This is a genomic window from Pseudomonas sp. IT-P100 (genome assembly GCF_949767185.1).
Taxonomy (GTDB): domain Bacteria; phylum Pseudomonadota; class Gammaproteobacteria; order Pseudomonadales; family Pseudomonadaceae; genus Aquipseudomonas; species Aquipseudomonas fluorescens_B.
Genome location: NZ_CATKQK010000058.1, coordinates 96275 through 118444, shown reverse-complemented (window position 1 = coordinate 118444; position 22170 = coordinate 96275). Strand labels below are relative to the sequence as shown.

Here is a 22170-nt window from a genome sequence, read left to right as displayed (position 1 = left end):
ACGGAGTTTTCATGAATCAATCAATGTTCATTGTCTGGCGCGAAAGCGTCGAGGCGCTGCTGGTGATCGGCATTCTCCAGGCCTGGGTCAGTCAGCAGCATCAGGGTGATCGACTGGCGAAGTACTTGTGGGCAGGCGTCGTGCTGGGGTTGATGCTTTCGGGCCTGCTGGCGGTGTTGATTCTGTTTGCCGGTGAGGCCATGAGCGGTTCAGCCAGTGAATGGTTCCAGGCTGCACTTGCGCTGGTGGCCAGCCTGCTGATCGTGCAAATGGTCGGCTGGATGCACCGCCACGGGCGCACGCTCAAGCACGATTTGCAACGACACGCCGATAGCCACCTGGCTCGGCAAGGTGGCGCGGGTCTGTTACTGCTGGCCCTGCTCGCCGTCAGCCGCGAAGGCAGTGAAACGGTAGTCTTTCTCTATGGCTCCGGTGCTCAGTTGCGAGGTCCGCAGCTCGGTTTGTTTGCCGTCGGCGGCGCAATGGGATTGGTGCTGTCGGCGCTGACCATTGCCCTGCTGCACAGCAGTCGCCGGTTCATCTCGTGGCAGCGATTCTTTGCCATCAGCGAAGCTGTTTTGCTGGTACTCGGCGCGGCGTTGCTGGTCAGCGGTACCGAGCGAATTGGCGGCCAATTACTCGCCATGGATTTACCGGAGGTGATGTACAGCCTCGTTGGTGATGCGCTTTGGGACAGCAGTGCCTTGCTCAGCGACAGCCATGGACTGGGTGGTTTTCTTGCCGGTTTTGCCGGTTATCGTGCGACGCCCAGCGGCATGACGTTACTGGTGCTGGCCGGTTATTGGCTGACCGTCGGCGGTTGGCTGCGCCAGCGTGCTGTGGAAAAAGTCCCATGCCTGAGCTGAGTTGCCGCAATCAATGGCTGCAGCGCCTGGGCGACGGCATGCGTCGTCACGCGCCCGTCATCCGTGCCGTGCAGTGGGCCGTTGTTCTGTTCTATGCATTGCTGTTGGTGATCCCGGCGGTGTTGCCGCTGCCGGACAGCCAGGCACGGCTGTTCGATAACCTGACCCTGTTCGCGCAGTTTTTTTTCTGGGGCATATGGTGGCCGTTCGTGCTGTTGTCGATCGTGCTGTTCGGACGACTCTGGTGTGGCGTTCTCTGTCCGGAAGGTTCACTCAGCGAATGGGCCAGCCATTACGGCAAAGGTTTGGGTGTGCCGCGCTGGTTGCGCTGGGGTGGCTGGCCAACCCTGGCGTTCTGCCTGACAACCCTCTACGGCCAGTTGATCAGCGTCTATGACTACGCCCTGGCGGCGCTGTTGATTCTTGGCGGTTCGACCGTCGCCGCGGTCGTCGTCGGGTTGCTGTTCGCCCGGGGCAAGCGGGTCTGGTGCCGTTACCTGTGCCCGGTCAGCGGCGTCTTCGCCCTGCTCGCCCGACTGGCGCCCGTGCATTTTCAGGTCGACGAACAACGCTGGATGGAAAACGCCGTGCCACGCCTGCCGCCGCCCAACTGCGCGCCCTTGCTCGATATCCGTCGTATGCGAGGCGCCAGTGACTGCCATGCCTGCGGACGTTGCAGCGGACAACGCGGCTCGGTTCAGCTGATCGCGCGCTCCAGCAACCAAGAGATTCTTCGTGCGACGGCGCAGACGCTTTCACCGTGGGACGCGCGCTTATTGCTGTTCGGCGTTATCGGTCTGGCCATGGGTGCGTTTCAGTGGACGGTCAGTCCATGGTTCGTTGCCCTTAAACAAACCCTCGCCCAATGGCTGGTCGAACACGACCAACTCTGGGCCCTTGAGGACAACGCGCCCTGGTGGCTGCTGACCCATTACCCGCAGCTCAACGACAGCTTCAGCTGGCTCGACGGTTTCAGCATCGTCGCTTACTTGAGTTTGAGTTCGATGGTGTTGGGCACAGCGTTGATGATCCTTCTGCGCCTGACGGCTCGACTGGCGCAAGATCCTGCACTGTATTGGCCCCTGGCGCTGACACTCACGCCCTTGGGTGGTGCGGGATTGTTTCTCGGGCTGTCGGCCACAACGGTGAAATTGCTGCGCTATGAAGGTCTGCTACTGGAGTGGGTACAACCGGCCAGGGCTTGTCTGTTAATGGCCGCGATGGGGTGGAGCCTGTTGCTGGGTTGGAAACGGCTGGACCGCGAAGGCCTTTCCCAGGTTCGTCGCTGTGCTGGCAGCACTTGCCTGCTACTCGCCATCGGCTTGGTAGGGTTCGACTGGTGGTTGCAGTTCTGGGGCTGGTCCTGAGCGCCCTCATCCACAACCACCAACCCGAATTACCTAGACTTTAAAACGCGCCACCGTCTGGTGCAGCGCCCCGGCCATCTGCGCCAAATCGTGACCTGCGGTGTGAGTATGTTGGGCACCCAGCAAGACCTGCTCTGACAAGTTGCGAATCCCCATCAGATTGCGATCCACCTCACGCGCCACCAATGCCTGCTCCTCCGTAGCGCTGGCAATCATCATGTTGCGCTCGTTGATCTGCGAGATCGACCGGGTGATTTCATCCAATGCATCGCCCGACCGTTGCGCCACTTCCAGGGTGGCCCGCACCAGGTTGCTGCTGCTTTGCATGGCCGTCACCGCATGCCCGGTATCGAGACGAATGTTGCCGATCATCTGCTCGATTTCCTGGGTGGACTCTTGAGTGCGATGCGCCAGGGCGCGTACTTCATCGGCGACCACGGCAAAACCGCGTCCGGCATCACCGGCACGAGCCGCTTCAATGGCCGCGTTAAGGGCCAGCAAATTGGTCTGCTCGGCGATGCTGCGAATCACGTCCAGCACCTTGCTGATGTCCTGCACCCGGCCCGCCAGTTGCTCGATGCGCTGTGAGGTGTCGGTGACCCCATCGGCCAGTGCGCCGATTGAAACCACGGTTTCCTGAACCTGTTCACGCCCGCGTTGCGCGGTTTGCTCGGACTGCCGCGAGGCCTCGGAGGTGCTGACCGCATTGCGCGCCACTTCATCGACCGCCGCGGTCATCTGGTTCACGGCGGTGGCCGCCTGCTCGATCTCCAGCCCTTGCAATTGCAGGTTGCTGCTGGTCTGGCTGCTGACCGCACTCAGCTCTTCGGAGGAACTGGCCACCTGGTCCACCGACATCGCGATGTGCCTGACCATGGCATTCAGACTTTGCTGCATCTGATGCATGTTCATCATCACGCTGCCGCCGGCACTTGAGTTCACGGGTACCTGAATCGTCAGGTCGCCTTGAGCGATCTGACTTAAAAACCGTGCGGCATCATCCGGCTCGCCGCCCAATGGACGGGTCACACTGCGCGTGACGATCACCGCCGCGGCGATGACCAGCGCCACACAGAACAAAAACAACCCGAGCATATTGCGCCGGGCATCGCTGTACAGTGCCTGCGCCGACTGCTCCCGGTCGGCGAATATTTTGCCTTGCAGCGCCATCAACTGATCCAGGCTGCCATAAACCTCGCGTTCGGCCGGCACGACCTTTTGTTTCAGCTGTGCCATGGCGTCATCGAAAGCCCCTTGCCGGATCAACACCTGCACTTGAGTGAACGCCGCCACGTAGGCTTCACGATTCTTCTTCAACGCGGCATAAGCGGTTTTGCCCTCTGGCAAATAGAACAATGGTTCAAGCGTATCGAGTGCCTTGGTAATCCGTTTCTTGGTAGCGTCGATTGACTGCTGCACCTGCTGATTATCTTTATCGATCAGTAGATCCCGGGTGTTCCTGGCGTTATCACGCACGCCGGTGGCGATGACCATGATCGGATCGATCTTCGGCCAGTCCTGCTTGACGATTACTACCGCCTGTTCCTTGAGCGTTGCCAGATCGTGCAACGCATAAAACGCCATGCCCATCAGCGCCAACGGCGCGATGGCAAAGCCGATGACGATACGTTGTGCTGTCGTTAATTTGGCCATATCAAATGCTCCCTGTTTGATACCTGCCGATTGGCAGCGCATTTGAAAACCTAATGATGGATGTCACCGTTAAACGTTGATTCGCAGCCACGGTTACCCCCGTAACACGAAAGCGGGAAACAGCTCGCGCATGGTTTCCCATAAGTCAGGTAGCAAGGCTTGTGCCGAAACACTCGGCAGCAGCGGATCGAACATCCGCTCGGTGCGGACCAACTGCACGGCGAAGCGTTTGACGCCGAGTTCGCTCAAGCGCTTGGCGAGGATCAGCAGACGCACCGGTTCAAACAGATGCCAATGCACGGTGGTGCGACATTCGTAGTCGACACCGCTGGCCAGCAGATGCTCAAGGCTGCGCCAGTTGGCCGTTCCGCTGCCTTCGACCCGGGTGATCGCCTGGCAATCCTCGGGCAACGCCTTGACATCGAAACCGACCCAATCGGCCCCGACCAGTGCCTTGGCGAACGCCGCGGGTTTGATGCCGGCGCTGTGCAAACCGATACGAAATCCCATCGCCCGCACCTCCTCCATGGCGCCGAGCAAACCGTCCTGCAGGGTCGGCTCACCGCCACTGAACACCACCGCATCGAGCAGGTCCTGACGCCGTTTCAGAAACGCCAGCACCCGCCGCCAATCCACTTCGTCTGTGCCACGAGGCGGGATCAACTGCGGGTTATGGCAGTAACGACAACGCCAGGCGCAACCCTGGCAAAAAAGCACGCAGGCGAGCTGTCCCGGATAGTCGATAGTGGTCAGGGGCACCATGCCCCCGACCCGTAGCGTTCGACTCACTGGCGCCCGGCCAGTGCCGCGCTTTCAGTGAAGTGCACCCGCTCGCGGTGCTCCGACTGTTTGCCTGGATTGAACGCCGACACAGGGCGGTGATAGCCCATCACCCGGGTCCAGACTTCGCAGCGTTGACGTTGAGCCTGGGGCAGTGTTTGCGATGCAGTCATGGTGAAGCTCCTTGCGGTTGAGTGGATCGAAATCAATGAACGGTGCCGAGCTTCTGTTCTTGCAGCAGCAAGACCTCGTCGCATTTGGGGCAGAACTCATGCTCGCCATCGAGGTAGCCGTGCACCGGGCAGATGGAGAACGTCGGGGTCACGGTCAGGTACGGCAGGCGGAAGCGGCCAAGGGCTTTGCGCACCAGTTGCTTGCACGCCTCGGTCGAGGAAATCCGCTCGGCCATGTACAGATGCAAGACGGTACCGCCGGTGTATTTGCATTGCAGTTCGTCCTGAAGTTCCAACGCCTCGAAGGGGTCTTCGGTGTAGCCCACGGGCAGTTGGGAGGAGTTGGTGTAATACGGCGCCTGCACGCTGCCGGCCTGGAGAATGCCGGGGTAACGCTTGAGGTCTTCCTTGGCGAAGCGGTAAGTCGTGCCCTCGGCCGGCGTCGCTTCAAGGTTGTACATGTGGCCGGTTTCTTCCTGGAACCGCAGCAACGTGGCGCGCACATGATCGAGCATCTTCAAAGCGAACTGGCGGCCCTGCTCGGTGTGCATGCCCTCCTCGTCGCCGGTGAAATTGCGCAGCATTTCATGCATGCCGTTGAGGCCGATGGTGGAAAAATGGTTGCGCAGGGTTCCGAGGTATCGCTTGGTGTACGGGTACAAACCGGCATCCATGTGGTGCTGAATCACCTTGCGCTTGACCTCCAGGCTTTCCATCGCCAGTTCCATCAGTGTGTCCAGGCGCTGCAGCAAACCGCTGGTATCACCCTTGAACACATAGCCCAGCCGAGCGCAGTTGATGGTGACAACGCCGAGCGACCCGGTCTGTTCCGCTGAGCCGAACAAGCCGCCACCACGCTTGAGCAACTCGCGCACATCCAGCTGCAAACGGCAGCACATCGAGCGCACCTGATTGGGTTGCAGGTCAGAATTGAGGAAGTTCTGGAAATACGGCAGGCCGTACCGCGCGGTCATCTCGAACAGACGATCGGCGTTTTCACTGTCCCACGGAAAGTCATGGGTGATGTTGTAGGTCGGGATCGGAAAGGTGAACACCCGCCCTTTCGCGTCGCCGGCCTGCATCACTTCGATGTAAGCGCGGTTGAGCAGCTCCATTTCGGCTTGCAGGTCACCATAGGCAAACGGCATTTCTTCACCGCCGATGACGGGTATCTGCTCACGCAAATCCTGGGGGCAAACCCAGTCGAAGGTCAGGTTGGTAAATGGCGTCTGCGTGCCCCAGCGTGACGGTACGTTGAGGTTGTAGATGAACTCCTGGATCGCCTGGCGCACTTCCTGAAAACTCAGTTGATCCTTGCGCACATAGGGCGCCAGATAGGTGTCGAACGAGCTGAATGCCTGGGCGCCGGCCCATTCGTTTTGCAGGGTGCCGAGAAAATTCACCATCTGCCCCAAGGCACTGCTCAAGTGCTTTGGCGGACCGGCTTCGACACGCCCCGGCACACCGTTGAGCCCTTCGTGCAACAGGGTGCGCAGCGACCAGCCGGCGCAGTAACCGGCGAGCATGTCGAGGTCGTGCACATGCAAATCCGCCTCACGGTGGGCCTGGCCTATGGCCTCGCTGTACACCTCGTCCAGCCAGTAGTTGGCAGTGACCTTGCCCGACACGTTCAACACCAGTCCGCCCAGTGAATACCCCTGATTGGCGTTGGCCTGGACCCGCCAGTCTTCACGGTCCAGGTATTCGTTCATCGAAGTCGCCACCTCGACCATGGTCCGGCGGTCGCGGCGCAAGCGCCCGTGCTGTTCGCGGTAGACGATGTAGGCACGCATGGCGAGGAAATATCCGGCGTCCATCAACACCCGTTCAACGCGGTCCTGGATTTGCTCGACATGGAGTCTTGGCAAACCTTCGAGCCTGGCCAATACCGCGTTGAGCAAGCCTTCGACCTCAACCTCGGCGTACTCCCCCGTCGCCTTGCCGGCGGCGATCAATGCCTGACGGATTTTGTCGGCATCGAAGGCGACCTGACTGCCATCGCGTTTGTGCAAGCGGTTACATCCTACTGCGATCAGCGTGCTTTGCATTTGGCCTCCAGATACTACATATAGATGTTTATAGATAAATAAACACAACATGCAGTGAAGACTACGGACAAAGGGCTGATCTGCAATTGATCGACATCAAGATTTCCCGGCGAAAAAACGTCCGATGACGGCAGAAGAAAATCTAATGTGGGAGCGAGCCTGCTCGCGATGACTGCAGCACGCTCAACATTGATGTCGATTGTTCTACCGCTATCGCGAGCAGGCTCGCTCGCACATTGATTTGCTGTGTTTTACAGATCAGCTCAACCGCCACTCATGTTCATGAACCGTACAATCTGCACCTCCCCTTCGGGGCTGAAATCGTGGCGCAACGGCTTGCCGCGCAAGGCCTTCTGCACAGCATTGATCACGGGCTGATCATCCAGCGGATAACGCCGCAGCAATCCTTTTAAATCCAGGGCATCGTCCTGCCCCAAACACAGCAACAGCTTCCCTTCAACGGTCATCCGTACCCGGTTGCAGCTGCCGCAGAAGTTGTGGCTGTTGGGTGAGATGAAACCGATCCGGGTCTCCGGATGGCGTTCCAGTCGCACATAGCGTGCCGGTCCGCCGCTGTTTTCAGTGCTGTCGAGTAACCGATGCTGGCTGGCGATCAGCGACCGAACCTCGTCGCTGGAACAAAACGATTCACCCCGGGAACGCCCGACATCGCCCAAGGGCATTTCCTCGATGAAACTGATATCGATGCGCTGGTCGATGGCGTACTGCACCAACGCCGGGACTTCATCAAAGTTGCGGCCCTTCATCACCACGCAGTTGAGTTTGATCCGCTCGAACCCCGCGTCCCGTGCTGCCTCAATGCCGTTGAGCACTTGATCGAGATCGCCAATGCGGGTGATCGCGCGAAACTTCTGCCTGTCCAGACTATCGAGGCTGATGTTCATCCGCTTCACCCCGGCATCGACCAACGGCCGGGCCAGACGGCCCAGCTGCGAGCCGTTGCTGGTCATCACCAATTCGCGCAAACCGGGCAACGCGGCGATGTTGCGACAAAGTTCGACAATGCCCGGACGAATCAGCGGCTCGCCGCCGGTCAGGCGAATCTTGCGTACACCCAGGCCAACGAACAGCGTTGCCAAACGCTGCAACTCTTCAAGGGTGAGCACCTGCTGACGCGGCAGGAAGGTCATGTTTTTCGCCATGCAATACACACAGCGAAAATCACAGCGGTCCGTCACCGACATCCGCAGATAATCAATCTGCCGTCCAAAGCCATCCTGCATTACAGCGTTCATCACATCTCCCGGTTTACCTTGATGCTCACTGCACCAGCGGTGAGTCGGCGCCCTGCAGATGGATACCGCGAATATCCGCCGCACCGATCAGGGTTTGCAGGTATTGCACCAGGGCTTTTTGCCAGACGCCTTGCTGCAACTGCGTGCGAATCGCCGTCGACACCACTTCATAGGGCAACGGCATGCCTTCGATCCGCTGATCGACACTGACCACATGCCAGCCGTAGCGACTTTCCAGCGGTTTGCTGGCCAGGCCCGGTGCCAGAGTGAACAACTGACGTTCCAGTTCAGGCACGGTCTGGCCCTTACTGATCTGCCCCAAAGAACCACCCTGGGCCTTCGACGGGCAGGCCGAATAGTTCACCGCCAGTTCGGCGAAAGTGCCGGGGAATTCATCCAGACGTTGCAGCAGGATTTCCGCCTGAACATGCGCAAGGCTGCGCGCCTCGACATCGTCCGGCGCACATTCGAGCAGGATGTGCCGCACCGCAAGCAACGGAGCACTGTGGAAGCGCCCGCGATTGTTTTCGTAGTAACGCAGACTCGACTCCTCGTCGCACTGCGGCACCTTCACCTCACGTTCGAGCAACAAGCGAGTGGCCGCTTCTTCTTCGTTCTCGCCAGCACCGATCTCCATCGATACGCCGAGTTCGGCAATGCGCTGCTGCAACAACTCGCGGATCACCAGTGCCCGGGCGGCCAAGTACACCGCTTCTTCGCGGCTTTCGGCCGGGTGATATTGCAGCTCCTGGGCCATCGCTTCCGGCGTAATCGACACCTCGTTGACGCTGATGATCGGCCACTCCTGTTCACTGCTGGCGATCAACTGCGCCGGGGCGTCATCGGCCCCTGCGGGCTCAACCGGCAGCGCTTCGAACTGCGCCTCTGCGACCGGCGCCATGTCGAGAACGGCCTCCGCTTTTTTTGAAGAACCGCAGCCACCGCCGCCCCCATTACCGCCACCACATCCGCATCCACCTGACATGATTGTCTCCTCAGTACTTCTGACGAACGATTTGATAACGGCGCCCCAGGTACCAGATCGGTGCGCTGATCATGTGTACGAGACGGGTGAAGGGGAACAGCACAAACAGGGTCAAACCGAGAAACACATGCAGCTTGTAGATCAGCCCAACCGGCGCGATGGCCGCCGCTGCTTCCACCGGACGCAACAACACGGTGTTCTGTGCCCAATCGGCGAGCATCACCATCACCGAGCCGTCCATATGCGCGGTGGACGCAACGATCGTCAGCAGCCCCAGCAGCAACTGCGCCAGCAGCACCAGCAGAATCAGAATGTCCGAGGGGCTGGACGTGGCGCGGACCCGTGGATCGGTCAGCCGCCGATTGACCAGCATCAGCAAGCCAATCAGGCACAACAGACCAAAGAAGCCACCGGACACCATCGCCAGCAACTGCTTGTTCTCAGTGCTGATCACGTGGTGATAAACCGACGCAGGGGTCAGCAGGCCGACAAAGTGTCCGGCCAGTACGAACAACACACCGATGTGGAAGAAGTTGCTCGCCACGCGCATGCCGCGCTGATTGAGCATCTGGCTCGAGCCGGCCTTCCAGGTGTACTGCGACAGATCAAAACGCGCCCAGCTGCCAATCAGGCAAATCGCCAGGGCGACGTAGGGATAGACCCCGAACAACAACAGGTTCCATTTAGACATTGCCTACCTCCTTGGCCGGCACGGCGGCCAACCCTTCATGCTGAAAATCCACCCAGTGCAACGGCACCGCGCTTTCTTCCCGGGCCTTGCCCGGTGCGCTTGGCAGTCCACTGCAACGGTCCTGCTGTTCGGCCTGGAGAAAGTCCACGGCCTCCTCTTCCCAGATCTTGTCGAGGGCTTCCAGGGAGTCGTCGCGCGGCTCCGCCGCCACCTGCGCCCGCAGGTCGGCCACCGCTTGATGCGGCTCGGCCCCGGCAATTTGCAGCAGCGCCCGGAAGCAGCTGGCATAGGCGCTTTCGCGCTCTTCCAGACGTGCGGCGAGCAAGGCCAGCAAGTGCGAAACATCCGCCAGGCCCTCCCGGGCCTCGATGTCTTCGCGGGTGGACAGGAACTCCAGGTACAGCGGGATGTAATCGGGCAGCTCTTTGACGCCGATGGCAAAACCGGCTTCTTCGTATTGCGCCATCATGTCGACCATCGCCTGGCCGCGATCGCGGGATTCGCCATGCACGTGCTCGAACAAGAGCAGCGACAGCGAGCGGCCTCGACCGAACAGCGCACCGTAGTGTTCCTGCCCATCCATCAGGTCATTGGCGCAGATCAACTCCAACAATTCGAACAACGCACCCCGTTGCTTCGGGCTGATTTCCCGTGACTGGATGATCGCTTGCTCGAGTTCGTCGCGACCGCCAATCAGTGTCTCGGTCGGGTAATCGAGCAGCAGCGAAATCACTTTGAGAATTTGCATGCTCATTCCTCCCACAACTGGACGGTTTTCAGGATGTCGCGGCGGTTGGCTTTCTTCGCACCGAACATGTTGGTGTCGGAGCTGCCGCTGCAGCCGCTACCAAAGCTGAAACCGCAACCGGAGCGCTCGGCAAAGGCGTCGCTCATAGCGTCTTCACGGTGGGCGCTCGGTACCACAAAGCGGTCTTCGTAGTTGGCGATTGCCAGGTAGCGATACATCTCCTCGACCTGGGCCACACTCAGGCCGACATCCGCCAGCACCTGCAGGTCCTGCACGCCGTCGACTTGCTCGGAACGTTTGTAGGCGCGCATCGCCAGCAAACGTTTAAGCGCACGCTTGACCGGCTTTTCATCACCCGCCGTCAGCAGGTTCGCCAGGTACTTCAGGGGAATACGCAGGCTGTCGACATCCGGGATCACCCCGTTCATGCCGACGGTGCCGGCAGTGGCAGCGTTCTGGATCGGCGACAGTGGCGGCACGTACCAGACCATCGGCAAGGTGCGGTATTCCGGGTGCAGCGGCAGCGCGAGTTTCCAGTCCACGGCCATTTTGTAGACCGGCGAACGCTGAGCGGAATCGATCACCGATTGCGGTACGCCATCGGCCAGGGCCTGACGAATCACTGCCGGATCGTTCGGATCGAGGAAGATCTCCAGTTGTTTCTCGTACAGGTCCTGCTCATTGGCGGTGCTCGCCACTTCGCTGATGCGGTCGGCGTCATACAGCAGCACGCCGAGGTAGCGGATGCGCCCGACGCAGGTTTCCGCGCAAACGGTCGGCATCCCGGCTTCGATACGCGGGTAGCAGAAGATGCATTTCTCGGACTTACCGCTTTTCCAGTTGAAATAGATCTTCTTGTACGGGCAGCCGCTGATGCACATCCGCCAGCCACGGCATTTTTCCTGGTCGATCAGGACGATGCCGTCTTCTTCACGCTTGTAGATCGCACCGCTCGGGCACGACGCCGCGCACGTCGGGTTGAGGCAGTGCTCGCACAGGCGCGGCAAATACATCATGAACGTGTTTTCGTACTCGCCGTAAATGTCCGCCTGAATCTTGTCGAAGTTCTTGTCCTTGCGACGTTTGGCGAATTCGGTGCCGAGGATTTCTTCCCAGTTCGGGCCCCACTCGATTTTTTCCATGCGCTTGCCGGAGATCAGCGAACGCGGACGCGCGGTGGGTTGATGCTCGCCCAGCGGCGCGGTGTGCAGGTGCTGGTAATCGAAGTCGAACGGTTCGTAGTAGTCGTCGAGGCTCGGCAGGTCCGGGTTGGCGAAAATGTTCGCCAACACGCGGAATTTACCGCCGATGCGCGGGTTGATCGTGCCGTTGGCGTTGCGGATCCAGCCGCCCTTCCACTTGTCCTGGTTTTCCCATTCTTTCGGGTAGCCGATCCCGGGTTTTGATTCGACGTTGTTGAACCAGGCGTATTCCATGCCTTCGCGGCTGGTCCAGACGTTTTTGCAAGTGATCGAACAGGTGTGGCAACCGATGCATTTGTCCAGGTTCAGAACCATGCCGATTTGTGAGCGAATCTTCATCTCAGTTCTCCTCAATATCGGTCGGCAGCGGACGTGGCAGGTCATCGCCACTTGAACCATCGAGCCAGTCGACTTTGGACATTTTGCGCACCACGACGAATTCATCGCGGTTGCAACCGACCGTGCCGTAATAGTTGAAACCGTAGGCCTGTTGGGCATAGCCGCCGATCATGTGGGTCGGTTTGAGCACGACGCGGGTGACCGAGTTGTGGTGGCCGCCACGGGTCTTGGTGGTTTCCGAACCTGGCACGTTCACGATCCGTTCCTGTGCGTGATACATCATCACCATGCCGTCCTTGACGCGCTGGCTGACCACCGCCCGGGCGGTCAGTGCACCGTTGACGTTGAAGCACTCGATCCAGTCGTTGTCCTCGATGCCGGCGCTTTTCGCGTCGTTCTCCGAGAGCCAGACAATCGGCCCGCCACGGCTGAGGGTCAGCATCAGCAGGTTGTCGCTGTAGGTGCTGTGAATGCCCCATTTCTGGTGTGGGGTGATCCAGTTCAGGACGATTTCCTTGTGGCCGTTGCTGCGCTTGCCTTTCACCCCTTCGATGGTGCGGGTGTTGACCGGCGGGCGATAACTCATCAGTTGCTCGCCGAACGCCTGCATCCACGGGTGATCCTGGTAAAACTGCTGGCGACCGGTGATGGTGCGCCACGGGATCCCTTCGTGAACGTTGGTGTAGCCGGCGTTGTAGCTGACGTGATCGTCTTCGAGGCCCGACCAGGTCGGGCTGGATATGATCTTGCGCGGCTGTGCCTGAATGTCGCGAAAACGAATCGCCTCGTGGGCCTTGGACAGCGCCAGGTGGCTGTGATCGATGCCGGTAAATTCCGAGAGCGCGGCCCAGGCCTTGACCGCAACCTGGCCGTTGGTTTCCGGCGCCAGGGACAGAATCACTTCAGCGGCATCAATGGCCGTGTCGATTTTCGGACGGCCGTGACTGATACCGGCATCGCCTTCTTTGTGATTGAGTTCACCGAGGAATTTCACTTCGTCTTCGGTGTTCCAGTTGATGCCCTTGCCGCCGTTGCCGTGTTTTTCCAGCAATGGCCCGAGAGATGAGAACTGTTTGTAGATGTTCGGGTAGTCACGCTCCACCACGTGCAGATTCGGTGCGTTTTTGCCTGGCACCGGTGCCACGCCGGCGCTTTTCCAGTCGGTGCCGCCAAACGGCTGGGCCAGTTCGCCGACGCTGTCGTGCATCAGCGGGATGGTCACCAGATCCTTTTCAACGCCCAGATGCCCTTCGGACATGCTGGAAAACGCCTTGGCGATGCCTTTGTAGATTTCCCAGTCGGAACGCGATTCCCACGCCGGGTCGATCGCTGCCGACAACGGGTGAATGAACGGGTGCATGTCCGAGGTGTTCATGTCGTCTTTTTCGTACCAGGTCGCGGTCGGCAACACGATGTCGGAATAGACACAGGTCGAGGACATGCGGAAGTCCAGCGTAGTGACCAGATCAAGCTTGCCGATGGCGCCCTCATCCACCCATTCGGCTTCTTCAGGTTTGCAATCGCCGACCTGGCCGATGTCTTCGTTCATCACCCCGTTTTTGGTGCCGAGCAGGTACTTGAGCATGTACTCGTGGCCCTTGCCCGAGGAGCCCAGCAGGTTGGAACGCCAGATGAACATGTTGCGCGGGAAGTTGACCGGGCTGTCCGGCTGTTCGCAGGAGAAGCGCAGCGAACCGTCCTGCAGCGACTTGACCACGTAGTCTTTCGGGTCCATGCCGGCCGCCGCCGCGTCACGGCAAATGTGCAAAGGGTTAGTGTTGAGTTGCGGTGCGCTGGGCAACCAGCCGGCGCGTTCGGCGCGGATGTTGTAGTCCAGGGCATGCTCGGGGAATTTTGATTTATCGGCCAATGGCGAGAGCACGTCGTGCATGCTCATTTTCTCGTGACGCCATTGCGAGCTGTGGGCGTAGAAGAAGCTGGTGCCGTTCATTTGGCGAGGCGGACGGTTCCAGTCCAGGCCGAATGCCAGGGGCAGCCAGCCGCATTGCGGACGGAGTTTTTCCTGGCCTACGTAGTGCGCCCAACCGCCACCGGTCTGGCCGACACACCCGCAGAGCATGAGCATGTTGATCAGCCCGCGGTAGTTCATGTCCATGTGGTACCAGTGGTTCATCGCCGCGCCGACGATGATCATCGAGCGACCCTTGGTCTTGTCGGCGTTATCGGCGAACTCACGGGCAATCTGGATGGCTTTCTCACGGCTGACGCCAGTGATCTGCTCCTGCCACGCCGGCGTACCCGGTACAGAAGCGTCGTCGTAGTCCTTGGCCACATTATCGCCACCGAGGCCGCGATCAATGGCCAGGTTGGCAGCCGACAGGTCGAACACGGTGGCGACTTTGGCCACGCTGCCGTCCGCCAGCACCACGCTGTGAACCGGCACGCGGCGGTATTGCACGGCATCGCCGGCCACGTGCTGGAAGTGCTCGTGGGACTCGCCGGCAAAATACGGGAACGCCACTTCGGCAACGTCACCGCCAATCAGGCTCAGTTTCAGATCGATCTCACGGCCTTCGCCACCTTCACGAGGCAGGATGTTCCACTTGCCCTTCTCGCCCCAGCGATAACCGATGGAACCCTGAGGCGAAACCAGTTCGCCGCTGACGTCGAGGGCGATGGTTTTCCATTCCGGGTTGTTTTCCTGGCCGAGGTTGTCGGTCAGGTCGCTGGCGCGCAGGAAACGGTCCGGCTGATAACCGGCGCCCGGTGCCTTGTCGACCATTTGCTTGAGCAGCACCAGCACCGGCAGATCGGTGAAACGCTTGGCGTAGTCGGTGAAATAGGCGCTCGGTTTGTCCAGGTGGAATTCTTTGAAGATCACATGGTTGAACGCCTGCGCCAGCGCCGCGTCAGTGCCTTGCTTAGGGTTCAGCCACAGGTCGGTGAGCTTGGCGACTTCCGAGTAGTCCGGGGTGATCGCCACGGTCTTGGTGCCCTTGTAGCGGACTTCGGTAAAGAAGTGCGCGTCCGGGGTACGGGTTTGCGGGACGTTGGAGCCCCAGGCAATGATGTAGTTGGAGTTGTACCAGTCGGCCGATTCCGGCACGTCGGTCTGTTCGCCCCAGACCATCGGCGAGGCCGGCGGCAAGTCGCAGTACCAGTCGTAGAAGCTCAGACAGGCGCCACCGATCAGCGACAGGTAACGCGAGCCTGCGGCATAGCTGACCATCGACATGGCCGGGATCGGCGAGAAGCCGACGATCCGGTCCGGGCCGTATTGCTTGATCGTATAGACGTTGGCCGCGGCAATGATCTCGTTGACTTCCTCCCAGTTGGAGCGGATGAAGCCACCCATGCCACGCTTGCTTTTATAGGAGTCGGCCTTGGCCTTGTCCTCGACGATGCTGGCCCAGGCTTCCACTGGCGCCATGGTCTGCCGCGCATCGCGCCAGAGCTTGAGCAATGGCTTGCGGATTTTCGGGTACTTGAGCCGGTTGGCGCTGTAGATGTACCAGCTGTAACTGGCACCACGCGGACAGCCACGGGGCTCATGGTTCGGCAGATCGTTACGGGTACGCGGGTAGTCGGTCTGCTGGGTTTCCCAGGTGATCAGGCCGTTCTTGACGTAGATTTTCCACGAGCAGGAACCGGTGCAGTTCACCCCGTGGGTGGAACGCACGATCTTGTCGTACTGCCAGCGCGAACGGTAGACGTTCTCCCAGTCACGCGACTCTTTGCGGGTCTCGCCATGACCGTCGGAAAACTCGTTTTGCTTGCGGTTGAAAAACCGCAATTGATCCAGTAAATGACTCACGGTGTAGTCCTCTCAGGCTTTGTCGCGGGGTCTGTGCCCCGCCCACGCAATGGTTGGATGCAGCTCGGCTCAGCAGGGTGTCGCGGCGCCTTTGCGCGCGTACCACCACCAGGTCACCACGATGCAGCTCAGGTAAAAGCCGACGAACATGTAGAAGGCCATCTCCGGGCCGCCGGTCTGGGCCATCGAAGTGCCGAAGGATTTGGGAATAAAGAACGCGCCGAAGGCGCCCATGGCCGAACTGAAGCCCAGGACCGCAGCTGATTCTTTGCCGGCATCCTTGAGCGCTTGTTCGCGCACGGCGGCTGGTTTGCCGGCCGAGGCTTTTTCATGCTGGGTGCGGAAGATCACCGGGATCATGCGGAAGGTGGAACCGTTGCCGACGCCGGTGGTGATGAACAGCAGCATGAACATACCGAGGAAGCCGTAGAAGTTACCGCCCTGGCCGCTTTGCGGCAGAAAGTGCAGAACACCGAAGACCATCACGATCATCAGCACGAAGTTCCACAAGGTCACCTTCGCACCGCCGAGCTTGTCCGCCAGCCAGCCGCCCAATGGACGCACCAGCGCACCCACCAACGGGCCGAGGAAAGCGAACTTCAAGGCAATGACGTCAGGGAACGAGGTTTTGATCAGCAGCGGAAACGCGGCGGAGAAACCGATGAACGAACCGAAGGTCGCCAGGTACAACCAGCACATCAGCCAGTTGTGTTTGCGTTTGAAGATCACCGCCTGTTCGCTGAACGAGGCCCGTGCACTGGACAGATCATTCATGCCAAACCAGGCCAGCACGGTCACCAGGACAATAAACGGCACCCAGATGAAGCCGGCGTTCTGCAACCACAACTGGCCGCCGTCCGGCAGTGCTTGCGGCGAGCCGCCCATGAAACCGAACACACCGAAGGTAATCACCAGCGGCACACAGAACTGCATCACCGAGACGCCCAGGTTACCCAGCCCCGCGTTGAGGCCAAGGGCCGTGCCCTGCTGCGACTTCGGATAGAAGAAACTGATGTTGGACATGCTCGACGCGAAGTTGCCGCCACCAAAACCGCAGAGCAACGCAATCAACACGAACACGCTGTAGGAGGTGCTCGGGTCCTGCACGGCGAAGCCCATCCAGATCGATGGCAGCAACAGCGACGCGGTGCTCAGGGCGGTCCAGCGACGGCCACCGAAGATCGGCACCATAAAGGAATAGAAGACCCGCAAGGTCGCCCCGGACAGCCCCGGCAACGCCGCCAGCCAGAACAGCTGGTCGGTGGTGAAGGAGAAACCGATGGCGTTCAAACGCACGATCACCGTGCTCCAGACCATCCACACCGCAAAGGCCAGCAGCAACGCAGGAATGGAAATCCACAAGTTGCGCGTGGCGGTCTGTTTGCCGCTACTTCCCCAGAACGCGGGGTCCTCGGGGCGCCAGTCATGAATGACCGGGCCTTTGTCAGGCTTTTGCAGAACGGACATGTTCTTCTCCTAGGGCAATGCTGGAAATCGGGGACGGTGTCAGCAGCGGCGCTTTACCCAGCACCGGGCTTTTGCGTATTTCGCTGAAGTACATCCAGGTGAGGGAGACCCAGACCACGCCGTACATCAACATGAAGCAGGAAGAGCGCACGCCGGTGAGGTCCACCAGGGCGCCGAACAGGATTGGCAACACGAAGCCGCCCAGGCCACCGGCGAGGCCGACGATGCCGGACACCGCACCCATGTTTTTCGGGTAGTCATTGGCGATGTATTTGAAGACCGAGGCCTTGCCGAACGCGAAGGCGATGCCCATGACGAACAGCAGTACGGTGAACAGCGCGGGGTTGAGGCCGATGTGAAAATCCACCGGGCCGTTGATCGTTTGCACTTGCAGTTGGGTCTGGGGATACGAGAGCAGGAACAGGCAGATCCAGCTGATCCACAACACCCACCAGGTCACGCTTTGCGCACCCCAGCGATCCGACATCCAGCCACCGACCGCACGCAGCACGCCACCGGGCAGGGAAAAACAGGCCGCCAGCAGCGCCGCGCTTTGCAGGCTGAAACCGTATTCCTGCACGTAGTATTTGGTCATCCACAGCGCCAGGGCGACATAACCACCGAAGACGATCGAGTAGTACTGGCAGTAGCGCCACACGGCCGGGTCCTTCAGCGAACTCAATTGCTCACGCAACGTGGCGCCCGAAGCGCTGCGGTGGTTTTTGTTCTCGGCGCTGAGGAACCAGAACAACAGCGCGGTGATAAATAGAATCGCGCTGAAAACTTTCGGCACCAACTGCCAACTGCCGGCAGCGATCAATGCCGGGGCCAGAAACTTGGTCACCGCGGCTCCGGCGTTACCGGCGCCGAAGATGCCCATGGCGAAGCCCTGATTCTCCTTGTCGAACCATTTGGCGACGTAGGCAATCCCCACCGAGAACGAGCCGCCGGCCAGGCCGACGAACAAGCCCAGCACCAGGAACTGCCAATAGGCGGTGGCGTGACTGATCAGGTACAGCGGCGCGACGCAGGCCAGCATCAGCAGGAAGAACACGCTGCGCCCACCAAAGCGGTCGGTCAGCAGCCCCAGTGGCAGACGCACCAGCGAACCGGTCAGCACCGGCGTCGCGGCCAGCAGGCCGAACTGGGTTTCGTTGAGCTGGAGAAGGTCCTTGATCGGCACCCCGAGCACGGCAAACATCATCCAGACCATGAAGCAGACAGTGAAGGCCAATGTGCTCATGCCCAGCACCAGGCCTTGTCGTACACGGGGTTCGGTCACAATGCTCTCCAGTCAGTTAGCCATGGCGGCAGACTAGAGAGGCCAACCCCGCAAAAACTTGACCTACGTCAACGAAGCCCATGGGGGCATAGGCCTATGCTTGCGGGGTCTACCTCTAAGGAGGTAGTACAGAAGAACCCTGAAACCGTTTGTTTATCAGTGTCTTAAGGTTTTTCGCCACGGTTTTTGCTGACAAGGATCAGTCGACAACTCTTTAGAGGTAGCGCGCCCGGGATCGGCGGCAAAACCCTGACCTGGGGTTCCACATGCTCTGTTTTCCTGAAATTGTCCGGGACCTGCGCTGATGATGCGCTGGTTGCGCAGCTCCCTGCCCGCTCGCGCCGGGCTGGCCGTGATCCTGATCGCCGTGCTCGCCCTTGCCAGTTCGTTGAGTGCCGGACTGATCGCCTGGTTCAGCCAGGGTGATGCGGCTGCCATCAACACCGCAGGCTCTGTGCGCATGGAGACCTACCACCTGAGCTGGAAACTGGCCGCAGGGGCAACCGGTGAAGAAATCCTCGCCATCACCGACAGCCTGCAAACCCGTCTAAACAGCCAGTCACTCAAAGCCGTGCTGGAAGATGGCCCGACCACCGCGCTGCAGATCAGCTACGGGCAAATCCAGCAACAATGGAACGAGGATTTGCGTCCGGCACTGGAGCGCGGTGATGCCGCCTATTTTCAGCTCCAGGCCCTGCCCTTCGTTGAGCAACTGAACCATTTCGTCGACTTGTTACAGCGCCAAAGCGAACAGAAGCAAGGCTGGCAACAAGTTATCCAGGGCTTGGCGCTGTTCACCACGATGATCGTCCTGCTGCTTGGGCTTTACGAACTGCAATATGGCGTGGTCACGCCCCTGAAAGAGTTGGTGGACGCGACCCAGCGTTTTCGTCGTGGCGATTTCAAGGTGCGGGTCAACCATCAGTCCCAGGACGAATTGGGCCAATTGGCCATGAGTTTCAACGCCATGGCCGAGACGATCGAAGACTCGCATCGCACCCTTGAGAGTCAGGTCCAGCAGAAAACCCTGAACCTGCAACAAGCCAATGCGGCCCTTGAATTGCTGTACCAAAGCAGTCGAAGCCTGGCTACACGCCTGGCCAATGCCGAAGGTTTGGATGAGTTGATCCGGCGCTTCCAGCAACGCCTGCCCGGCTTGCGCCTGTCGCTGTGCCTGCAAGGTCAATTGCAGGCACCGGCCCAACAGTTGCTCGCCCTGCATGGCGCCAACATCCGCGAAGTCTGCGCCAGCAGCGATTGCGCCACGTGCCAGAAGCACCATAAAGCCAGCCCGCAAACCTTCAGCATCAGCAACCAGGGCAGCGAACTGGGTGAGCTCAAGGCGCATTTTGTCGATGGACACCCGACGCAAGCCTGGGAAACCCAACTGATCCAGGCCCTGGCCAACCTGATCGGCACCTCGCTCTCGCTCAAGCGGCAACGGGAACAGGATCATCGCCTGCTGTTGCTCGACGAACGCACCATCATTGCCCGCGAGCTCCACGACTCACTGGCCCAGGCCCTGTCCTACATGAAGCTGCAAGTCAGCCGCCTGCAGACCCTGATGCGTCGTGGCGAACCGGTCGAGACCCTGGAGAACGTCACCGCCGAACTGCGCGAAGGGCTGAACAATGCCTATCGCCAGTTACGCGAGTTGCTGACCACCTTTCGCTTGCAGATTCACGATGCGGGGCTGGTGCAGGAGCTCAAGGACACCGCCGAAGAATTCTCCCGTCGCGGGGAGTGCCAGGTGCACCTGCACGTCGACGCGCTGGCCTTTCAATTATCGGCCAGCGAACAAATCCACATTCTGCAGATCACCCGCGAGGCACTCTCCAATTGCCTGCGTCACGCCCACGCGCAAAACGCCTGGCTGCAACTGCGTCAGGACGGTGAAACCGTGAGGCTGATCGTCGAAGACGACGGGCGTGGCTTCAGCGGCAACGTCGACCAACGCGAGCATCACGGCCTGAAAATCATGGATGAGCGGGCCCGCAGCTTGCGCGGTCAACTCGAAATCGTCTCCAGGGAGCCGCAAGGCACCCGTGTCCAACTGGAATTCCAACCGGAGTTTCTGGGACAAAAAACAGAAGGTAGCGTCACATGAACCCGTCCCTGCAACACACCATCCTGCTGGTCGATGACCATCCGATGATGCGTCACGGCATCCGCCAGATGCTCGAACTCGAAAATGATTTCCTGATCGTCGGTGAAGCCAGCAACGGCGAAGAAGCGCTCGGACTGATCGAGCCGCTGCAACCGGATCTGGTATTGCTCGATAACAACATGCCGGTGATGAATGGCATTGAAACCCTCCGCCAGTTACGGGCGATGCACTACAACGGCAAGGTGCTGCTGTTTACGGTCTCGGATGCCGAAGACGATATTCGCGACGCGCTGCGTCTGGATGCCGACGGCTACCTGCTCAAGGACATGGAGCCCGAACTGTTGATTCAGTACATCCGCAATGCCTTGAACGGCGAATTGGTGATCAGCCCGGGGCTGACCCAGGTCATGGCCCAGGCACTGCGCTCACCCCAGCGCCAGACCGTGGTGGAACTGACCGAGCGTGAACGTCAGGTGCTGAAAACCATCGCCAGCGGCTTCAGCAACAAAGTCATCGGGCACAAGCTCGGCATCACTGAAGGGACGGTCAAGGTTCATGTGAAAAACCTGCTGCACAAACTCGGCTTGCGCTCGCGGGTCGAGGCCGCGGTATGGGCCATGGAGCATCTGCGCAATGCCGGATGACGGGTATGCCTCTTTGGAGGTAGACCGGCAGAGGCATAGGTCATCCGGCCGACACTCTCTACTATGAGCGTCAGCGGAGGTACGCCATGCTGATCCACCCTTCCATCGTTTTAACGTTGCGCCGTCATCATCTGTTCAGCCAACTTCCGGAGAAAATCTTCGAGGAAGTCTGCGGCCTGGCGATGCTCAAGCGCCTGAGTTGTCACAGCACACTCATGCACCAAGGGGATCCGGCCAAGCGTTTCTTCCTGCTGGTCAGCGGCCAGATCAAGTTGTATCGGCTGACCGGCGAAGGCCAGGAGAATCTGGTGGAGATCATCCAGCCGGGCCAGACCTTTGCCGAAGCTTTACTGTTCAGCCAGGCCCGTCTCTACCCGGTCAGCGCCACGGCGCTGAAAGACAGCGTACTGGTGAGTATCGAGGGCAACCACTACCGCAATGCCCTGGAAGATCAGCCGAAAGTCTGCCTGGCGATCCTGGCGAGCATGAGCGTCCACCTGCACCTGCGTCTGCGCGACATCGACACCTTGACCATGGCCAGTGCGAGCCGCCGGGTGATCAACTTCCTGTTTCAGGAACGCAACCCGGTCAGCGGTTTGATTGTGTTGCAGGTGTCCAAACGCCTGGTGGCCTCGAAGCTGGGCATTCAGCCGGAAACCTTTTCGCGGATCTTGCACCGCCTGGTGGACAGCGGCCTGATCGCGATGGAACGCCGCAACATCAGCATCCTCGCCGAAGAGGATCTCGCGGCCTTCCAATAGTCGTAATTGACCGCCGTCAATGCGCA

At 59.9% G+C, this 22170-nt stretch carries 17 protein-coding genes and 1 pseudogene; 5 read left to right on the top strand and 13 right to left on the bottom strand.

The genetic code is table 11. The features are described 5' to 3' along the window. Positions 1-11 precede the first annotated feature (11 nt). Positions 12-866 (top strand): FTR1 family iron permease, encoded by an 855-nt coding sequence (locus tag ACM6IQ_RS28670; RefSeq protein WP_031318930.1) that lies wholly within the window; start codon positions 12-14, stop codon positions 864-866. After that, positions 854-2233, top strand: coding sequence for a 4Fe-4S binding protein (locus ACM6IQ_RS28665; protein ID WP_414880443.1), 1380 nt, complete (start codon positions 854-856; stop codon positions 2231-2233). The genes ACM6IQ_RS28670 and ACM6IQ_RS28665 overlap by 13 nt, the downstream gene beginning before the upstream one ends. A gap of 33 nt (positions 2234-2266) precedes the next feature. Here the strand turns inward: ACM6IQ_RS28665 and ACM6IQ_RS28660 are convergent, their stop codons facing one another. From ACM6IQ_RS28660 to ACM6IQ_RS28600, 13 genes and pseudogenes are all read right to left on the bottom strand, one after another. Further along, a complete protein-coding gene (locus tag ACM6IQ_RS28660) occupies positions 2267-2971 on the bottom strand; it encodes a methyl-accepting chemotaxis protein (RefSeq protein WP_370655155.1) in 705 nt (234 codons plus the stop codon). Positions 2972-3358: 387 nt separating this feature from the next. After that, a pseudogene (locus ACM6IQ_RS28655) lies at positions 3359-3886 on the bottom strand (MCP four helix bundle domain-containing protein); the annotation flags it as partial. 93 nt (positions 3887-3979) lie between these two features. Further along, positions 3980-4648, bottom strand: coding sequence for an anaerobic ribonucleoside-triphosphate reductase activating protein (locus ACM6IQ_RS28650; protein ID WP_414880442.1), 669 nt, complete (start codon positions 4646-4648; stop codon positions 3980-3982). A 23-nt stretch (positions 4649-4671) separates the two neighbouring features. After that, positions 4672-4839, bottom strand: a complete 168-nt coding sequence (gene nrdD, locus ACM6IQ_RS28645; RefSeq protein WP_017338867.1) for an anaerobic ribonucleoside-triphosphate reductase — start codon at positions 4837-4839, stop codon at positions 4672-4674. 32 nt (positions 4840-4871) lie between these two features. Continuing rightward, positions 4872-6887, bottom strand: coding sequence for a ribonucleoside triphosphate reductase (locus ACM6IQ_RS28640; protein WP_017338868.1), 2016 nt, complete (start codon positions 6885-6887; stop codon positions 4872-4874). A 263-nt stretch (positions 6888-7150) separates the two neighbouring features. After that, entirely contained in the window at positions 7151-8143 is a 993-nt protein-coding gene (gene moaA, locus ACM6IQ_RS28635) for a GTP 3',8-cyclase MoaA (protein WP_414880441.1), read from the bottom strand. Between the two features lie 25 nt (positions 8144-8168). Next, on the bottom strand, positions 8169-9128 hold the full coding sequence (locus ACM6IQ_RS28630) for a peptidylprolyl isomerase (RefSeq protein WP_414880440.1): 960 nt from the start codon (positions 9126-9128) through the stop codon (positions 8169-8171). 10 nt (positions 9129-9138) lie between these two features. Beyond that, positions 9139-9819, bottom strand: a complete 681-nt coding sequence (narI, locus tag ACM6IQ_RS28625) for a respiratory nitrate reductase subunit gamma (RefSeq protein ID WP_017338871.1) — start codon at positions 9817-9819, stop codon at positions 9139-9141. Beyond that, positions 9812-10567, bottom strand: a complete 756-nt coding sequence (gene narJ, locus ACM6IQ_RS28620) for a nitrate reductase molybdenum cofactor assembly chaperone (protein ID WP_017338872.1) — start codon at positions 10565-10567, stop codon at positions 9812-9814. Before narJ ends, narI begins: the two co-directional genes overlap by 8 nt. 2 nt (positions 10568-10569) lie before the next feature. Further along, complete coding sequence (gene narH / locus ACM6IQ_RS28615; protein ID WP_010460230.1) at positions 10570-12108, bottom strand: nitrate reductase subunit beta; 1539 nt, start codon at positions 12106-12108, stop codon at positions 10570-10572. A 1-nt stretch (position 12109) separates the two neighbouring features. Next, a complete protein-coding gene (locus tag ACM6IQ_RS28610) occupies positions 12110-15883 on the bottom strand; it encodes a nitrate reductase subunit alpha (RefSeq protein WP_414880439.1) in 3774 nt (1257 codons plus the stop codon). A 69-nt stretch (positions 15884-15952) separates the two neighbouring features. Next, a complete protein-coding gene (locus ACM6IQ_RS28605; protein ID WP_414880438.1) occupies positions 15953-17350 on the bottom strand; it encodes a NarK family nitrate/nitrite MFS transporter in 1398 nt (465 codons plus the stop codon). Next, positions 17328-18632 (bottom strand): MFS transporter, encoded by a 1305-nt coding sequence (locus tag ACM6IQ_RS28600; protein ID WP_017338875.1) that lies wholly within the window; start codon positions 18630-18632, stop codon positions 17328-17330. The genes ACM6IQ_RS28605 and ACM6IQ_RS28600 overlap by 23 nt, the downstream gene beginning before the upstream one ends. A gap of 304 nt (positions 18633-18936) precedes the next feature. Between ACM6IQ_RS28600 and ACM6IQ_RS28595 the strand changes: the two genes are divergently transcribed. The 3 genes from ACM6IQ_RS28595 (at position 18937) to ACM6IQ_RS28585 (ending at position 22144) form a co-directional block, all read left to right on the top strand. Further along, positions 18937-20739, top strand: a complete 1803-nt coding sequence (locus tag ACM6IQ_RS28595; RefSeq protein WP_414880437.1) for a HAMP domain-containing protein — start codon at positions 18937-18939, stop codon at positions 20737-20739. Then, positions 20736-21383: a two-component system response regulator NarL gene (gene narL, locus ACM6IQ_RS28590; protein ID WP_414880436.1), complete on the top strand. Its 648-nt coding sequence runs from the start codon at positions 20736-20738 to the stop codon at positions 21381-21383. Before ACM6IQ_RS28595 ends, narL begins: the two co-directional genes overlap by 4 nt. An 86-nt stretch (positions 21384-21469) precedes the next feature. Then, positions 21470-22144: a Crp/Fnr family transcriptional regulator gene (locus ACM6IQ_RS28585; protein WP_414880435.1), complete on the top strand. Its 675-nt coding sequence runs from the start codon at positions 21470-21472 to the stop codon at positions 22142-22144. Positions 22145-22170: the final 26 nt, after the last annotated feature.

What these genes read in the sequence shown, in the direction of transcription:
- ACM6IQ_RS28650 (WP_414880442.1), bottom strand. Translation starts at nt 4,648, where the DNA reads ATGGTGCCCCTGACCACTATCGACTATCCGGGACAGCTCGCCTGCGTG.
- ACM6IQ_RS28640 (WP_017338868.1), bottom strand. Translation starts at nt 6,887, where the DNA reads ATGCAAAGCACGCTGATCGCAGTAGGATGTAACCGCTTGCACAAACGC.
- ACM6IQ_RS28585 (WP_414880435.1), top strand. Translation starts at nt 21,470, where the DNA reads ATGCTGATCCACCCTTCCATCGTTTTAACGTTGCGCCGTCATCATCTG.
- ACM6IQ_RS28670 (WP_031318930.1), top strand. Translation starts at nt 12, where the DNA reads ATGAATCAATCAATGTTCATTGTCTGGCGCGAAAGCGTCGAGGCGCTG.
- narH (WP_010460230.1), bottom strand. Translation starts at nt 12,108, where the DNA reads ATGAAGATTCGCTCACAAATCGGCATGGTTCTGAACCTGGACAAATGC.
- ACM6IQ_RS28605 (WP_414880438.1), bottom strand. Translation starts at nt 17,350, where the DNA reads ATGTCCGTTCTGCAAAAGCCTGACAAAGGCCCGGTCATTCATGACTGG.
- moaA (WP_414880441.1), bottom strand. Translation starts at nt 8,143, where the DNA reads ATGAACGCTGTAATGCAGGATGGCTTTGGACGGCAGATTGATTATCTG.
- narL (WP_414880436.1), top strand. Translation starts at nt 20,736, where the DNA reads ATGAACCCGTCCCTGCAACACACCATCCTGCTGGTCGATGACCATCCG.
- ACM6IQ_RS28660 (WP_370655155.1), bottom strand. Translation starts at nt 2,971, where the DNA reads ATGACCGCGGCGGTCGATGAAGTGGCGCGCAATGCGGTCAGCACCTCC.
- ACM6IQ_RS28595 (WP_414880437.1), top strand. Translation starts at nt 18,937, where the DNA reads ATGATGCGCTGGTTGCGCAGCTCCCTGCCCGCTCGCGCCGGGCTGGCC.
- ACM6IQ_RS28630 (WP_414880440.1), bottom strand. Translation starts at nt 9,128, where the DNA reads ATGTCAGGTGGATGCGGATGTGGTGGCGGTAATGGGGGCGGCGGTGGC.
- narJ (WP_017338872.1), bottom strand. Translation starts at nt 10,567, where the DNA reads ATGCAAATTCTCAAAGTGATTTCGCTGCTGCTCGATTACCCGACCGAG.
- narI (WP_017338871.1), bottom strand. Translation starts at nt 9,819, where the DNA reads ATGTCTAAATGGAACCTGTTGTTGTTCGGGGTCTATCCCTACGTCGCC.
- ACM6IQ_RS28665 (WP_414880443.1), top strand. Translation starts at nt 854, where the DNA reads ATGCCTGAGCTGAGTTGCCGCAATCAATGGCTGCAGCGCCTGGGCGAC.
- nrdD (WP_017338867.1), bottom strand. Translation starts at nt 4,839, where the DNA reads ATGACTGCATCGCAAACACTGCCCCAGGCTCAACGTCAACGCTGCGAA.